Here is a 16,067-nt window from a genome sequence, read left to right on the forward strand (position 1 = left end):
TCCGCAAAATAAGCACACAGCGGCAAACGGGGCGCAGCACAGGCATCGTGCATCCACTCCATTTCCATCACAAAACAACCGGCCGCCGGCACTGCTTAAACTCAGGCACAACCATACCGTAACGGAAACAGAGTGGATTGAATGGGCCTATGCGGCAACAGCGGCCGTAGAGGTTTCAGACGGCCGGAACACAGCCCGCAGCGATCTCAAAAATACCCGTGCCAAAACCGGGCGTAACAGAAAGCAATAATAAAGTTCAGCCTAAAACCGGCTGCCATAACAACAGGCCGTCTGAAATTTTTCAGACGGCCTGTTTGCAATCCGGTCAAGCCGGATCAATCCTCATATGCTTGCAGCGGCGGGCAGGTGCAGACTAGGTTTTTATCGCCGTAAACATCGTCCACCCGGTTGACACTCGGCCAGAATTTGTGTTCGCGCACATAAGGCAGCGGGAATACGGCAGTTTCGCGGCTGTAGGCGCGCTTCCATTCGCCGGCCACGTCATTGGCGGTGTGCGGTGCCTTCACCAGCGGGTTGTCGTCTTTCGGCCATTCGCCGTTCTGCACTTTCAGCACTTCCTGCTTGATGGCTTTCATGGCGGCGATAAAGCGGTCGAGTTCGGCTTTGCTCTCGCTCTCGGTGGGCTCGATCATCAGCGTGCCGGGCACGGGAAACGACACGGTGGGGGCGTGGAAACCGTAATCCATCAGACGTTTGGCGATGTCGGTTTCGGTGATGCCGCTCTCGGCTTTCAGCGGACGCAGATCAACGATGCACTCGTGCGCCACGCGGCCGTTTTTACCGGTGTAGAGAATCGGGTAGTCTTCGCTGAGCTTTTTCGCGACATAGTTGGCGTTCAAGAGCGCCCAACGGGTTGCCTGCTCCATGCCCTGTTTGCCCATCAGGGTGATATACATCCAAGTAATCGGCAGAATGCCGGCCGAACCGTAGGGCGCGGCGGAAACAGCGCCCATGCCTTCGGTTGCGCCTTCAACCGGCGTTACGGTGTGGCTGGGGACAAACGGGGCGAGATGGGCTTTCAGGCCGATGGGGCCCATGCCGGGGCCGCCGCCGCCGTGGGGGATGCAGAAGGTTTTGTGCAGATTCATGTGCAGCACGTCTGCGCCCACTTCGGCAGGCTGCATGATGCCGATTTGGGCGTTCATGTTGGCACCGTCCATATACACCTGGCCGCCGTGGTCGTGAATGATTCGGCAAATTTCGCGGATGCCTTCTTCATACACGCCGTGGGTGGAAGGATAGGTAATCATCAGCGCACCCAAATGCTCTTGGTGTTCGGCCGCTTTGGCTTTGAGGTCTTCGATATCGACATTGCCTTTTTCATCGGTTTTCACCACCACCACTTTCATACCCAGCATCGTGGCGGTGGCGGGGTTGGTGCCGTGGGCGGATTGGGGAATCAGGCATACGTTGCGGCTGCTTTGGCCGTTGGCTTCGTGGAAACGGCGGATAGACAGCAGGCCGGTATATTCGCCCTGCGCGCCGGAATTGGGCTGAATCGACACCGCATCAAAGCCGGTAACGGCTTTGAGCTGTTGCTGCAAATCGTGCAGCAGTTGCTGGTAACCCTGCACTTGGTCTGCGGGAGCAAACGGGTGGATGTCGGCAAATTCGCGCCAGGTAACCGGCAGCATTTCGGCGGTGGCGTTGAGCTTCATGGTGCAGCTGCCCAGCGAAATCATGCTGCGGTTCATGGCCAGGTCGCGGTCTTCCAGTTTTTTCAGGTAGCGCAGCATTTCGTGTTCGGTGTGGTAGCAGTTGAACACTTCGTGGGTGAGAATGGCATCGCTGCGCAACAGGTTTTCCGGCAGGCATTGCGGCGCTTCGGCGGGCAGTGAGAGCGTGGATTGGCCTGTAAACAACGTATGCAGCACAGCCAAATCTTCGCGGCTGCTTTCTTCGTGGAAAGCGGCAGCCAGCACATTGTCGCCCGCGCGGCGCAGATTGAAGCCGGCGTTTAATGCGTTGCGGTAGATTTCGTCTGCCTTCTCGCTGCTGCCGCAATCCACCGCCACGGTGTCGAAAAACACTTCGTGCACCACTCTGAGGCCGTCTGAATTTTTCAGCGCGGCAGCAAACGCGGCGGCCAGCGCATGAATACGCCTGGCAATGCGCTTCACGCCTTCGGGGCCGTGGTAAACGGCATACATGCCGGCCAGATTGGCCAGCAGCGCCTGCGCGGTGCAGATGTTGGAAGTGGCTTTTTCGCGGCGGATGTGCTGCTCGCGGGTGGAGAGTGCCATGCGCAGCGCGGGTTTGCCTGCCGCGTCTTTCGACACGCCGATGATGCGCCCCGGAGCGGAGCGTTTGTATTCGTCTTTAAACGCAAAATAAGCCGCGTGCGGGCCGCCGAAGCCCATCGGCACACCGAAACGCTGGGTGCTGCCCAAGGCAATGTCGGCACCGATCTCGGCGGGAGACTTCAACAACACCAAACTCATCACATCGGCAGCCACCGCCACCACCGTGCCTTTTTCTTTCAGACGGCCGATAATCTCCTGCAAATCCACAACATCGCCGTCTTTGCCGGCATATTGGAACAGCGCGCCGAAAAAATCGCCTTCGGCAGCCGTCTGAATATCGCCCGCCACCAATTCGAAACCGAAATATTTGGCGCGGGTCTGCATCACGTCCAGCGTTTGCGGATACACGCGCCCGTCCACAAAGAAACGGTTGCTTTTCACTTTGCCCACGCGCTTGGCCATCGCCATTGCTTCGGCAGCGGCGGTGGCCTCATCGAGCAGTGATGCGCCGGCAGTGTCGAAACCGGTTAAATCCAGACACACTTGTTGGAAATTGAGCAGTGCCTGCAAACGCCCCTGTGCGATTTCGGCCTGATACGGCGTGTAGGCGGTGTACCAGCCGGGGTTTTCCAGCACGTTGCGCAGAATCACATTGGGCAGGCGGGTCGGGTAATAGCCCAGCCCGATATAGCTTTTGTTCACTTGGTTGCGCGCGGCAACTGCTTTGAGCTTGGCCAGCGCATCGGCCTCGGTGAGTGCTTCGGGCAGATTGAGTTCAGACGGCATCCGAATGCTCTCGGGAACAGTGTTGCCGATAAAGCCGGTCATATCTTTTTCACCCAACGCAGAGAGCAGCGCGGCCTCATCGTTCAAGCTGAGATGGCGGCGGGAAAATTCGTTATTATCAAATAATTCGTTGAAATTCATGATGTTTCCTTTGCATGAAAAAGCAGCCTGAACGGCCTGCCGTTTGAACCGTGGCAATTTTAAACGCTTTTGCGGGTTTGATGGGGTTTTCTTAAACAGAAATTTCTGTGAATGGTTGCCATCGGCTTAATTATACGCACCCTGATTTATCAAGCCGTTGCAGGATAAAATCTTTAATGTTTTCCTTAAAAAAGATGCCGTAAAGAAAGAGGCCGTCTGAAATTCAGACGGCCTCTGTTGTTAACGCCACTGTTTCCACTCCCGCCGGCGACACCTTCAAATAGCCGCCGCTGCCGCCGTGCCAGTCAGGCAAAACATAGCGTTGCACCGTGCGGCCGTTGAAACCGTGTTGGTGCACCGCCGGCCGGTGGGTGTGGCCGTGGATAAGGGCTTGGGTTTGCGGGTGGTTGCTTAAGGCCGTCTGAACGCCCTGCCCGGTTACATCTGAAACAGGCGTTTGCCCCACGGCCTGCTTTTTCCGTTTGCTGGCGGCGCGGGCGGCGGCGGCAACACGGCGGCGCAAACCCTGCGGCAGGGCGTTCAGCAGTTGTTGCAGCCACGGTTGGCGGATAATGCGGCGGAAACGTTGGTAGGACAGGTCGCCGGTACACATTTCATCGCCGTGGCTGATTAAATAATGTGTGCCGTAAAGCTCGATTTCGCAAATGTCGGGCAGCAACGTTATCCCCGCCCGTCGGGCATAATCCCGACCGAGCAGAAAATCGCGGTTGCCGCCAATGAAATACACCGGCGCACTTTGGCTGAAGGCTTTCAGCGCAGCGGCCGTCTGAACGGCGGCGGTGTCGGGCATATCGTCGCCCAGCCACACTTCAAACAAATCGCCGAGTATATACAGCGCATCCGCCCTGCCCTGCTGCGCCCGCAGAAATTGCAGAAACAGGCGGTTGAGCGCGGGGGTGTCGTCAGACAAATGCAGATCGGCGATAAACAGGGTTTGCGGCATGGCTGGGCATCGGTTTGGTTTGTTCAGACGGCATCATAACGGATTTGTGCCGTTCTATAAAACCCGCTGTTTACAGCAGCTCTGCCATCATGTGTTCATACACCGATGAGAGTTTGGAAATATCTTCGAGCAATACATTTTCGTTGGACTGATGGATGGTGGCGTTCACAAAACCCAGCTCGATCAGCTCGGCGGCCACGGCTTTGATAAAGCGGCCGTCTGAAGTGCCGCCGCCGGTAGAAAGCTCTGCCTCCACGCCGCACACGGCGGCAATGGCGCGGCGGGCGGTGTCGGTGAGCCTGCCGGCTTCGGTGAGAAACGGCCGGCCGGAATACGCCCATTCCAAATCATAATCCACGCCGTGTTTGTCGAGCACGGCATGAACCCGCTGCTTCAGGCCTGCTTCGGTAGATTCGGTGGAAAAACGGAAATTAAATTGAACATTGAGCGTGCCGGGTATCACGTTGGCGGCACCGGTGCCGCCGTTGATATTGGAAACCTGAAAGCCGGTGGGCGGAAAATATTCATTGCCGTTATCCCACTTTTCGGCGGCCAATTCGGCCAGCGCGGGCGCAAAAATATGTATGGGGTTGGCCGCCAGGTGCGGATAGGCAATATGCCCCTGCCTGCCTTTTACGGTCAGATTGCCCGAGAGCGAGCCGCGCCGGCCGTTTTTTATGGTGTCGCCCAACACCTTCTCGGCGGTAGGTTCGCCCACGATGCAATAGTCTATCTGCCCGCCACGCGCTTTGAGCGCGTCCACCACTTTGGTGGTGCCGTCAAGTGCATCGCCTTCTTCGTCAGACGTAATCAGCAGCGCGATGCTGCCGGTGTGGTTGGGATGGGCCGCCACAAAACGCTCGCAGGCGGTTACGAAACAGGCGATGGCGGTTTTCATATCGGCTGCGCCGCGCCCGAACAGCCTGCCCTCCCGCTCTGCCGGCTCGAACGGCGGCGACTGCCACTGCGCCAAAGGCCCGGGCGGCACCACATCGGTATGCCCCGCAAAACATAACAGCGGTGCGCTGCTGCCGCGCCGCGCCCAAATGTTTTTGGTGTTGCCGAAATGCATTTCTTCAATGGTGAAGCCTATGTTTTGCAAGCGTTCGGCCAAAATCTGCTGGCAGTTTTTATCATCGGGCGTAACCGATGCTTGGGCAATCAGTTGTTTGGCCAAATCCAGTGATGCGGTGTCGTTCATAGCGTTTCCTGTCGGTTTCAGACGGCCTTTTCGGGCGGCACTGCGGCGGGGAAATATTGTGTTGCGGGAAAGCCGCTCCCAATCATGATTCAGACGGCCTGCAATATCCGCACAACGGATTGGAGCCGTCTGAAATACCGCAGGTGCTAAAACAATCTGCGCTTACAGGGTAAACGTTACCCGGTCGCTGCGCAGTGCGCTGCCCAGCTCGCCTTCGATCAGAATTTTGGTTTGCAGGCAGATTTCGTCTGCGTCAAAAGCCAGCCCCACGCCCTTGGGGCGGTGGGCAGACGTGCGCGCGGGGTTGATCCATGCCACTTTGGTGCGCAGGAATTTTTTGCCGGGGTGGTCGGTGAGCTCCAAAGCCAGCAGCACTTCATCGCCCAGCGAAAAAATATCATCGGTGGGCACAAACAGGCCGCCGTGTTCGAGAAACGGCATATAGCTGTTGTAGAGTGCGGTTTTTTCACGCAGCTGCAGCGCCATCATGCGGCCGGGCAGATCTTGGGGGGTGTTCATCGTTGGTTTTCCCTTTTGTTAGTGTCAGGTAGTTATTTGTTTTGCCAGAATTCGAGATAATCGGCCAGCAAACTTTCAATCTGCATTTTAACACTCAGCGTGTGGTATCCGTAAGGACTTAAGCGGTTCAGCCGGCCTGCAAGCGTAAACAGCGCCGCGCCGGATGTGCGCCTGCCCGTTTGCGCCGATGCCTGCGCGTGTTGCGGATAATACAGCGGCGGCATCTGCTGTTGCGCCAAACCCACATCGAGCAGCCATTTGTGCAGCCAGTCGAGAAAAACGGCCAGCGGCTGCTTGTGTTTGTCGAACTCGGCGGCATAGTCGAGTATCGCCAGCAGGCGCGGGACGGCCAACAGTTCGAGCAGCGATTCGCGCAGTTTGTCGAGCTCGGGCCGGTGCTCGAACAGGGGTGCGCCGCCGTGGAAAGCCAGCAGGTTTTCGGCATTATCGGTTTCCTGCTGCTGCAAATATCGCAAGGCTTCTTCGTGAGAAGGCGGCGGCAGCACCATCTGGCGGCAGCGGCTTTTGATGGTGGGCAGCAGCTTGTCGCGCGCATGGGTAACCAGCAGAAACAACACGTTTTCAGGCGGCTCTTCCAATGCTTTCAACAGGCCGTTGGCGGCCTGGAGGTTCATGCTTTCGGCAGGGTGCACCAACACAATGCGCCGCCCGCCGCGCACGGAAGTGAGATGGATGTTATCGACCACTTCTCGCACGGCATCGATTTTAATCTGCAGCAATTTGCGCCCCGCCGTTTCGCCATCGGGGATTTCGGGGGTGAGTTCGTAAAAATCGGGGTGGCTGTTTTGCACAAACAGATGACACGAGGGGCAAACGCCACAAAAACCGCCGGCCGCATCAGGCTGCTCGCACAGCAGGGCTTGGGCAGTATAGCGGGCAAAGGCAGTTTTGCCGGTGTTTGGCCTGCCGATAAACAGCCAGGCGTTGGGCAGGCTGCTGCGGTGCCGGGCAAGCTGCCGCCATTGGGTTTGGTGCCAGGGGTAAATCATAAAAGTAAAAACACGGAAAACGGCCGCAAAGCAGGCATTATACCGCTTTCAGACGGCCTTGATTCTGCTAAAATGCGCTTTAATCCAAAAACCTTTTTTTCAGACGGCCTAACCGATGCGGCCGTCTGAAAATCTTTCAACGGCGGCAACATGAACCACAACAAACCCGAAGTAACCCCCATCGAACGCCCCATACTCACCCCGCCGGGCGGCGGCAGAAAAGTGCTGCTGCACTCCTGCTGCGCCCCCTGTTCGGGCGAAGTGATGGAAGCCATGCTCGCCAGCGGCATCGACTACACCATCTTCTTCTACAACCCCAACATCCACCCGAAAAAAGAATACGAAATCCGCAAAAACGAAAACATTGCTTTTGCCCAAAAACACAATATTCCCTTTATCGATGCCGATTACGATGTCGATAACTGGTTCGAGCGCGCCAAAGGCATGGAAATGGATCCCGAGCGCGGCCGCCGCTGCACCATGTGTTTCGATATGCGTTTCGAGCGCGCCGCCCTCTATGCCCACGAACACGGCTTTCCCGTGTTTACCAGCTCGCTGGGCATCTCACGCTGGAAAAACATGAGCCAAATCAACGACTGCGGCCACCGCGCCGCCGCGCCCTACAACGATGTGGTGTATTGGGACTTCAACTGGCGCAAAGGCGGCGGCAGCGCGCGCATGATCGAAATCAGCAAGCGCGAACATTTCTACCAGCAGGAATACTGCGGCTGCGCCTATTCGCTGCGCGACACCAACCGCCACCGCAAATCGCAAGGCCGTGCGCCGGTTAAAATCGGCGTGAAATATTACGGTGGCAAAGAAGAAAACGATTAAACCCGATAAAGTCGCAAAGTTGTTTACACTTTGGGTTTCTGCCTGAATGCCCGTTTGGGGATTTGATGGTTGTTAAGCATACCCAAAGACACTGCCGGGCTGTGCAGCTCTTGATGCCCGACAATCGCGAAACCACCGTTTCGGGCAAACAAAATCCGTTCGGTATACTTTTAAAATATAAACAACCCTGCCTTTTCCAACGGTTTCAACCCTTTTTCTGCCGGTGGGCGGAACATTCCGACAGGCCGTCTGAAAGATACTTCAAAAAAAGATACTTCAAAAACCGGCGGGATTACGCCTGCACGGAGATACAGCGGCCTTGCCGGGCCAATAACGGCAATCAGGGGTTTCAGACGGCCTGATGCAGCTGCGGCAGATTTGGCCGAACCTGCCGCCACGCCCGGCCGTCTGAAGCTCTGTTTTTCCCGCCTAACGGTTTCTCCGATGCCCCCGCGCCGTCTGCTTTGCCCGGATACTAGGCTTTTTATCAGGCGCACACGGGGGGAGCTTTGCAAAATCCTAAAAACCCACAAGAAATCATCTGCCGTTATTCCTGCGCGGGCAGGAAGCCAAACGTTGCGCATCTCAATATTTGAAGCCTTGCAAAGCTAATGGCGATAATCAAACGTTTCAGACGGCCTGAACGAATTTTGCAAAAGTCTCTATTTGTTTTTAACCGATGCTTCAATATTCCCCCGGATTTCCACCCCGAAAGTGGCAGTATTTCATTCTTTCAGACGGCCTCAGAGTTGCTTTTGCAGAAACAGCGGGTTGTTTTAAAAATTTTTTAAAAATCAAAAAACACCCGGACAGCGGGCAATGCTGGTCGGGTGTCGGTAAAAACACTTCGGCAGGCGTTGTGTCAAACGCTTATTTTACGGGGCAGTCTATGCGCGAAAGAAGGTCTGCCGCATAGGTTTGAAACTGCGTTTGCGCCCGCTTTCCTGCCGCAAGGAGTTTGCCGGCATCGCTGCCGGCAGCGTACCGCTCGGCATATTGCAGGCCGGTAAAGCCGCACGGGCTTTGCCGGTAATGCATAAGGTTTACTTCATGGTCTTTAAAATGCGGGTGCCTTTTTTTCGGCAGATATACCACCGTAACCTGCAAAGCGTTTTTCTGCGGCACGATTTCATAACGGGCATGCTCATGTTTGAGCTGCTGTGTCATGGCATCGGCAAACGTGTCGAGTGCTACCTTGCCTGTCTGCTTATGCAGGGTTATCAGTTTTTTCCATTGGTAGCCTTGTTCGCCCTCGCGGTAATATTCGGCCTGTGTTTCGTTGCGGCCTTGCAAGCGGTAGGTTTCGCCCCGGTATTGGATTTGGCGGGGAATATCGGAAGGTGCCTGCGTTTGCTCGGGCAAAGTGATGGTGGTTGTGTGCCCGCCCAGGCATCCGCTTAACGCGAACAATGTGGTTGCAAGTAGAAAAAAGGATTTGTTCATATCGGGTTGCCTCCGTTGGTTAAAAAATATCGGCATCTGTTTTTCAGACGGCCTCACGCGTGTTCCGCCATCTTACGGCCTGCATCGTTTTACATGTATGCGCTGTGATTGAGCTTCAAATAGCCCTCCACAACACAGCTGCGGTTTTCTGCCGCGCCGGCCAAGTCTGCGGCAAATAAAAGAACCAGCACAAAGGGGTTAATGGTTTTTGCTGTTTCAGACATGGCTTTCCCTCGGCGGTGTTCATATGGAAACCAATATGTTGTGTTTGAAAACAACGGTTAAAGAGCAAACAAGATATTTGCCGGTATGGCTATTTTGAGGTTTCTACCACTTCTGTAACACAATACGGCATTTCCCATGCGCCGCCGGGGAAGCCTTTGCACATTCCGTGATATGCAAAATAAACGCGCTCGAAAGTCTGCCCGTTGTAGCGGTGGGTTTCCCGGGTCCAACAATCGCCGATACCGCGCCCTTTCATATAGCCGGTAAGCGTGCCCGATTGGGCGGCATAATCGTTTAATTCAAAACCTTCTCCTGCTACGCTGTGAATATGGGTGATCAGTTTTGTTCAATCTCTGCTGAAAATGCCGTAATAATTGGCACCGTTATAAGCCGCCTGCCAGCAGCTTCTTTCAACCAGCACCTGTTTTTCGGAAAGCGGATAAACCGTATAAGGCTCATTTGTTGCCGAACAAGGGACGTTTGGGTTGCTGTTTGAAAAATATTTTCCGACCGCTTTGTCGATTAGGGCATATTCCCTGCTGCCTTTGCGCGGCTTTTGCTTCACAGGGATAACGGGGCGGACAACGGGCAGTTGGGATTTTGCCGCAGTGCGGCTGTTGCAGCCGCGCTGTATCGGGGCATCGGGCACATCATAACACCCTTGCAGCTCGTCCATTTTCAGCAGGGTTTCCCGCGCGCCTTCAGGAGATAAGTTCCAAACATTGCCGTCTGCCCCTTTAAACACAACTGCGGCATTTTTATTGCGCAAAGCGGCCAGCAGGGTATCGGCCTGCTTCGGCGAGAGCGGCCGCACAATACCGGTTTTCAACGAAAAATCAAATTTTCCCAAAGGCCTGCCGTTTACATACAATATGCCGCCGGTCCCTTCTCCAACGGGAACAATACTGAGCTTCGCATCTGCCGCTCTGCCTGCCCCTGCTTTGCGGGTAAACAGAACCGAAACGGGGTTGTCGCTCTCGTCCGACTGATACCCGGCCGCGCGGCAGGTGCCGCCGTTATCGCAAACCGATTCCCAATCTTTTTCTGTAAACCAATTGCCGTGATCATCTCCTGCGTACGCCAAATCAGCGGCCAACGCGCAAGAGACGGAAAAGCCGTCATCACAGCAAGCAGTAAGTGTTTTTTCATATATCAATCCCCCCATCAGCAGAAACATTAAACCGGCCGACATGAAAACCTGCGCATCGGACACCGTGCCCGTTTGCCAGGCTCTGCTGCCATCCTTTTCATTTGAAAAATTTTTCCGTGCAGGCAAATAGGGTAACCCTGCCTACACCGCCCTATCCGTGTAAAGCGGCACCCCGGCGGCAGCGGCCATATTGTCCGCATAAGCCCTCAATTCCGGCGGCAGCACCAGCCCGCGCACCACCGTTAAATTACGCAGCAGCGGGAAAACGTGGATGTCTTCCATGCCCAAACCCGCGCCGTTCAAATGGTGCCTGCCCGCAACCTGCCGCTCCAAACCGGCCAAATCGGTATGCAGGGTGTGCAGATATTCACCGGTTTTCGCCAGATTTCCGGTAAAACTGCCGATATCGGCTTCTTTTTTATGAACGAAATAATCCACCGCACTCTGCGCGGCAAATTCGGGCAGCCCGATCTGCACCATACGCGGCTGCACCAGTTTGTTGATATAGGAGCCCGTCTTATCCAGCCAAGCCTGCACTTGGGGGCGGATTTCTTCTTTCAGACGGCCTTTCCCCGCCAAACCATCAACATAACGCACAATATCCAAGCTTTCACCCATATACGAGCCATCGGGTTTTTGCAGTATCGGCACCTGCTTGGCACCTATCATGCCGACAGGGGTGGCTTCGTCATCGTTTGCCAGCACGATTTCTTCTGCCGCCAAGCCGCGCAGGCCGAAAATCATGCGGGCACGCACGCAGAAGGGGCAATGATCGTAAATATAGAGTTTCACGGCAGTTTTCCTATTTTTCTATTTGCGGCCACATCCCCAAAGGCCGTCTGAAAACCTTATAACTCAATGCCTTTGAGTTTGGCAACGGTGTTGATGTCTTTGTCGCCGCGGCCGGAAAGATTCACCAGAACCACTTGGTCTCTGCTCATGGCAGGCGCATTTTCCACCGCCCAGGCAAGGGCATGGCTGGATTCGAGCGCGGGAATAATGCCTTCGTACCGGCACAACAAATCAAAGGCCTGCAAGGCGGCATCATCATTAGCGGCGGTGTATTCCACGCGGCCGGTGTCGGCCAGATGGCTGTGCTCGGGGCCGATGCCGGGGTAATCCAAGCCGGCCGAAACCGAATGCGTGCCGAGCACTTGGCCGTTTTCGTCCTGCATCAGGTAACTGCGGAAGCCGTGCAAAACGCCGGCAGGGGCTTTGCCGGTAATCGGTGCGGCATGGTCGGGCGTGTCGATGCCGCGCCCGCCCGCCTCCACCCCCACCAGGCGCACGCCCGCTTCGCCGATATAGGGGTAAAACAGGCCGATGGCGTTGGAGCCGCCGCCCACGCAGGCCACTGCCGCATCGGGCTGGCGGCCGATGGCTTCGAGCATCTGCTCTTTGGCTTCGTTGCCGATTACGCATTGGAAATCGCGCACCATTTCGGGATAAGGCGCTGGGCCGGCAGCGGTGCCGATGATGTAGAAAGTGTCGTCCACCCGCGCCACCCATTCGCGCATGGCTTCGTTCATGGCATCTTTGAGCGTGCGGCTGCCGCTGTCCACGCCCACCACATTGGCACCCAACAGCTTCATGCGGAACACGTTGGGCGCCTGGCGGATAATGTCGTCAGCCCCCATATAAACACGGCATTCCATGCCGAAGCGGGCGGCAACGGTGGCGGTGGCTACACCGTGCTGGCCGGCGCCGGTTTCGGCAATCACGCGTTTTTTGCCCATGCGTTTGGCCAGCAATGCTTGGCCGATGGTGTTGTTGATTTTGTGCGCGCCGGTGTGGTTGAGATCTTCGCGCTTGAGCCAGATTTGCGCACCGCCGAGTTGTTCAGACAGGCGTGCGGCGTGGTAAACGGGGCTGGGGCGGCCGACATAGTGTTTCAGATCGCTGCGGAAAGCCGTCCAGAAAGCGGGGTCGTTTTTGGCTTCTTGATAAGCCGCCGCCAGCTCCTGCAGGGCGGGAATCAGGGTTTCGGAAACAAACACACCTCCGTGCTCGCCGAAAAAGCCTTGTGAATCGGGGGCTTGATAGTTCTGCATGAATATTCCTTTATGATAGGCGGCGGATAAACTCCGCCATTTTGGCAACAGATTTGATGCCCGCAGCGCTTTCTACGCCGCTGGACACATCAACCGTTTGCGCGCCCGTGATTCTAACAGCTTCGGCCACATTTTCAGGCGTGAGGCCGCCTGAAAGTATCCAATGGCCGCCGAGATCAGGCGGCAGCATCTGCCAATCGAAACTGCAGCCGGTGCCGCCGTATTCGCCTTCGATGTAGGCATCGAACAGCAAGGCGCGGGCATCGGGATAAGTTTCGCGTGCCGCAATGATGCCGGCAGTGTTTTGCACGCGCACGGCCTTTATATAGGGGCGCGCAAAACGGCGGCAGAATCCGGGCGTTTCATCGCCGTGAAACTGAATCATGTCTATCGGCACCTGCGCGAGAATTTCTTCGATGCGCGCCGCTTCTTCATTGACAAACAAAGCCACTACGCCGACAAACGGCGGCAGCGCCCGCACAATGCGCTGCGCCGTTTCTATGCCCACGGCGCGCCTGCTTTTTCCGTAAAACACCAGCCCCACCGCATCAACGCCCAACTCGGCGGCGGCGGCGGCGTCTTCAGGGCGGGTGAAACCGCAGATTTTGATACGGGGCTTCATCATCTTTTCCGGCAAACTCTCAATAGTGGTTGGGAATTTATACAATAGTTCGCTAATATCTGCAAAATTTCAGACGGCCTTTGCAGTGATGGTTTCAATCGGGCAAAACCGTGTTAAGCCCTTTGCCACCGGCACCCTATGGATTTTAAGATAAAGCCATGCAGCAACTCTATGCTGTTTTTTTCAAATTTAAAAGGATAAACCGTTATGAACCATATCAAAATTTTGTTGCTCTCTGCCGCTCTCACTCTAACCGCCGCCGCGTGCAGCTCGTCCGCCGCCGACACGCCTGCCGTTGATGCTGCTGCCCAAGTTCAGGAAAGCGCGCCCGCCGATATCGGCGCTGCCGATGCCGCGCAGCAATAACGCCGCCCTATCCGGCTGTTTCAGGCCGTCTGAAAACTTTTTCGGTTTCAGACGGCCTTTTCCTTACCCGGCCGCCCCACCTTAATTAATTGTTTCAAGTTTAAGCAATGGGTTTCAGACGGCCTGACCGTTCCCCAATCTGTTTTATCGGTTTCAGACGGCCTGACCATACCCAGCCTGTTTGAAACCATAGACCGCAGTATATTTATGCTGCCTGATCAACGGGCAGGACGGTGTTGATTTGGGCGGGCTATGGGCTCGAAACCTTGTGCTTTAACCCAAGCCGTGATTTCGGCCTGCACTTCTTCTGCGCCGCCCGCGCTGCCGATGCGCACGCCGGCTTCGTCTTCACCCAACTCTTCGAGAACCGCCATTTGCGAATCGAGCATACCGGCTTTCATATAATGCCCTTTGCGCGCCCTCATGCGCTCGAGATTCACTTCATACGGCGGGGAAAGGTGGACAAACACCACCCTGCCCCCGGCTTCGCGCAGAATGTCGCGGTAGTGGCGCTTGAGCGCCGAACAGGTAACGATGCTGTAGGGCTCGCCTGCCTGCGCCTGCGCGGTCATCCAATCACGCAGGTTGCGCAGCCACGGATAGCGGTCTTGATCGGTGAGCGCAATGCCCGCGCCCATTTTGTCGCGGTTTGCCTGCGTGTGGAAATCGTCGCCCTCGGCATAAGGGCATTGGAAATGCTGTTGCAGGGTAAGGGCGGCGGTGGTTTTGCCGCAGCCGCACACGCCCATCAGCACGAAATGTACGGTATCCATGATATTGCTCCTTGATTTTATTCACAACGAAATCTTCTTACATCTATTCGAATAAAAATTGAACTAATTTATTGTTGATATCCTCCCATTTTAAGGATATTTACCATTTATGTTGTGGTTATATTCTTGTTTATGTTGATACTTAAACCTGATAGGAGTTTAATAAAATGCATACATTAAATGCTAACGAATTGAGTCAAGTATCAGGCGGTTGGGTGGCCAATGCCGCTGGTGCAGGTATGGGAGCTGTCGGAGGGCATCTCGGCTATATGGCCAGTACAGCCGCAAGCGGACAATACAATCCATGGGCACATGCAGCAGCAGTTGTTACCGGTGCAGGAGAGGGGCATTAAGCCCCGTTTCAGGAGCTAGGACGTTGGTTACCGGCATGCGTAGCACAGCGTTTGGCGCAGCAGCAGGGGCAATCAATGGATACGCAGGTACAGTGGGTACCATATAACATTGGTCGTTAATATAATTCTTATCGAATCTAACCATTAAAGTTAAGGGGCTGTACTAGATAACTAGGGAAATTTAACTTCAGGTTAGAATAATCCCTATGAGAAAAAGTCGTTTAAGTCAGTACAAGCAAAACAAACTGATTGAACTATTTGTTACAGGTGTTACCGCTCGCACAGCGGCGCAATTAGTTAGCGTCAATAAAAATACCGCTGCCTATTACTTCCACCGTTTGCGCTTACTTATCTATCACAACAGCCCGCATCTGGAAATGCTTGATGGTGAAGTAGAAGTTGATGAAAGCTATTTTGGCGGACAACGCAAAGGCAAACGTGGTCGCGGTGCGGCTGGCAAAGTGGCTGTATTCGGGCTTTTGAAGCGTAATGGTAAGGTTTACACCGTTGCCGTACCCAATACACAAACTGCGACTTTATTGCCAATTATCCGCGAGCAAGTGAAGCCTGATAGCATTGTTTATACCGATTGTTACAAAAGTTATGACGTTCTTGATGTGAGCGAATTTTCACATTTTCGGATCAATCACAGCACACATTTTGCTGAGCGACAAAATCACATTAACGGAATTGAGAACTTTTGGAACCAAGCAAAACGCCATTTACGCAAGTTTAACGGCATTCCCAAAGAGCATTTTGAACTGTATTTGAAAGAGTGTGAATGGCGTTTTAACAACAGTGAGATAAAATTTCAAATTTCTATTTTAAAACAATTAGTAAAGCAGGATTTGTTCTAGTTATCTAGGACAGCCCCAAAGTTAATGGTTAGATTCTGCTTTCTTAAAAAGAAAATTCGAGTATTTGGAATGCTGCTTGTATTTAAATAATGATGGAAATACCCAGCAGGATATTATGCCGGTCGTAATTTGATTCACGTAATTTGGAATGCGGTGTAGGTGTATAGGCGACGGCTACCGGCCAAATACCATTTCAGTACGACAGGGCGGATATATAAGCGGCAACCAATCTGAATGACTGTATTTTTCTTGTAGGGGATGTTAATGATAATTTATCTGTGTAGTGCGATTTTTTTCTTTTTTTGGTTGGGTATGCGCTCTTATACCCGCAGAAAAACATGGGCAGCGGCACTTATCGTAATGACAGCCATGCTAGGGTTATTATGGACTTTTGCCGCTTGGTATGATGTCATGCATACCTACCCTCAGGATAAAACGCGAATCTGGCTGCTTTTGGGCTGTCATTCAATATTTTTAATCGTATTTAGCGACTATCTTCTGTATTTCT

General features: G+C 54.4%; 15 protein-coding genes and 1 pseudogene. 3 read left to right on the forward strand and 13 right to left on the reverse strand.

From position 1 onward, the window contains the following. Window positions 1–335 precede the first annotated feature (335 nt). From gcvP to H7A79_RS08465, 5 genes are all read right to left on the reverse strand, one after another. The gene (gene gcvP / locus H7A79_RS08445; RefSeq protein ID WP_186999938.1) at window positions 336–3,191 is read right to left on the reverse strand and encodes an aminomethyl-transferring glycine dehydrogenase; all 2,856 of its coding nucleotides are present in this window, start codon (window positions 3,189–3,191) and stop codon (window positions 336–338) included. 223 nt (window positions 3,192–3,414) lie between these two features. Then, complete coding sequence (locus H7A79_RS08450; protein ID WP_186999939.1) at window positions 3,415–4,155, reverse strand: UDP-2,3-diacylglucosamine diphosphatase; 741 nt, start codon at window positions 4,153–4,155, stop codon at window positions 3,415–3,417. Between the two features lie 70 nt (window positions 4,156–4,225). Next, window positions 4,226–5,356, reverse strand: coding sequence for a succinyl-diaminopimelate desuccinylase (gene dapE / locus H7A79_RS08455; protein ID WP_135036782.1), 1,131 nt, complete (start codon window positions 5,354–5,356; stop codon window positions 4,226–4,228). A 162-nt stretch (window positions 5,357–5,518) separates the two neighbouring features. Continuing rightward, window positions 5,519–5,875, reverse strand: coding sequence for a PilZ domain-containing protein (locus tag H7A79_RS08460; RefSeq protein ID WP_135036785.1), 357 nt, complete (start codon window positions 5,873–5,875; stop codon window positions 5,519–5,521). 32 nt (window positions 5,876–5,907) lie between these two features. Beyond that, window positions 5,908–6,885 carry a DNA polymerase III subunit delta' gene (locus H7A79_RS08465; protein WP_186999940.1) on the reverse strand — a complete coding sequence of 326 codons (978 nt, stop codon included), beginning with the start codon at window positions 6,883–6,885 and terminating at the stop codon, window positions 5,908–5,910. 150 nt (window positions 6,886–7,035) lie between these two features. On the opposite strand from H7A79_RS08465, the gene H7A79_RS08470 reads away from it, so the two are divergent. After that, complete coding sequence (locus H7A79_RS08470) at window positions 7,036–7,719, forward strand: epoxyqueuosine reductase QueH (protein ID WP_135036789.1); 684 nt, start codon at window positions 7,036–7,038, stop codon at window positions 7,717–7,719. 23 nt (window positions 7,720–7,742) lie between these two features. Here the strand turns inward: H7A79_RS08470 and H7A79_RS08475 are convergent, their stop codons facing one another. From H7A79_RS08475 to H7A79_RS08505, 7 genes and pseudogenes are all read right to left on the reverse strand, one after another. Then, window positions 7,743–7,871: a hypothetical protein gene (locus tag H7A79_RS08475; RefSeq protein WP_255518820.1), complete on the reverse strand. Its 129-nt coding sequence runs from the start codon at window positions 7,869–7,871 to the stop codon at window positions 7,743–7,745. Between the two features lie 718 nt (window positions 7,872–8,589). Continuing rightward, window positions 8,590–9,162 (reverse strand): HI_0983 family protein, encoded by a 573-nt coding sequence (locus H7A79_RS08480; RefSeq protein WP_186999941.1) that lies wholly within the window; start codon window positions 9,160–9,162, stop codon window positions 8,590–8,592. 89 nt (window positions 9,163–9,251) lie between these two features. After that, entirely contained in the window at window positions 9,252–9,386 is a 135-nt protein-coding gene (locus H7A79_RS08485) for a hypothetical protein (protein ID WP_281384882.1), read from the reverse strand. A gap of 89 nt (window positions 9,387–9,475) precedes the next feature. Then, window positions 9,476–10,579 (reverse strand): annotated as a pseudogene (locus H7A79_RS08490) (DUF1176 domain-containing protein). Between the two features lie 99 nt (window positions 10,580–10,678). Next, window positions 10,679–11,329, reverse strand: coding sequence for a glutaredoxin 2 (gene grxB, locus H7A79_RS08495; RefSeq protein WP_186999944.1), 651 nt, complete (start codon window positions 11,327–11,329; stop codon window positions 10,679–10,681). Between the two features lie 56 nt (window positions 11,330–11,385). Then, the gene (gene trpB / locus H7A79_RS08500; protein WP_186999945.1) at window positions 11,386–12,588 is read right to left on the reverse strand and encodes a tryptophan synthase subunit beta; all 1,203 of its coding nucleotides are present in this window, start codon (window positions 12,586–12,588) and stop codon (window positions 11,386–11,388) included. Window positions 12,589–12,598: 10 nt separating this feature from the next. Next, window positions 12,599–13,210: a phosphoribosylanthranilate isomerase gene (locus H7A79_RS08505; RefSeq protein ID WP_377057751.1), complete on the reverse strand. Its 612-nt coding sequence runs from the start codon at window positions 13,208–13,210 to the stop codon at window positions 12,599–12,601. 207 nt (window positions 13,211–13,417) lie between these two features. On the opposite strand from H7A79_RS08505, the gene H7A79_RS08510 reads away from it, so the two are divergent. Then, entirely contained in the window at window positions 13,418–13,576 is a 159-nt protein-coding gene (locus H7A79_RS08510) for a hypothetical protein (protein ID WP_186999947.1), read from the forward strand. Between the two features lie 218 nt (window positions 13,577–13,794). Here H7A79_RS08510 and H7A79_RS08515 read toward each other — a convergent pair whose 3' ends face one another. Then, window positions 13,795–14,349 (reverse strand): gluconokinase, encoded by a 555-nt coding sequence (locus H7A79_RS08515; RefSeq protein WP_186999948.1) that lies wholly within the window; start codon window positions 14,347–14,349, stop codon window positions 13,795–13,797. A 559-nt stretch (window positions 14,350–14,908) separates the two neighbouring features. Between H7A79_RS08515 and H7A79_RS08520 the strand changes: the two genes are divergently transcribed. Further along, window positions 14,909–15,559 carry an IS1595 family transposase gene (locus tag H7A79_RS08520; RefSeq protein WP_186999949.1) on the forward strand — a complete coding sequence of 217 codons (651 nt, stop codon included), beginning with the start codon at window positions 14,909–14,911 and terminating at the stop codon, window positions 15,557–15,559. The last annotated feature ends 508 nt before the right edge of the window (window positions 15,560–16,067 follow it).

Origin of the sequence: Neisseria musculi, assembly GCF_014297595.2 — a bacterium.
Classification (GTDB): Bacteria; Pseudomonadota; Gammaproteobacteria; order Burkholderiales; family Neisseriaceae; genus Neisseria; species Neisseria musculi.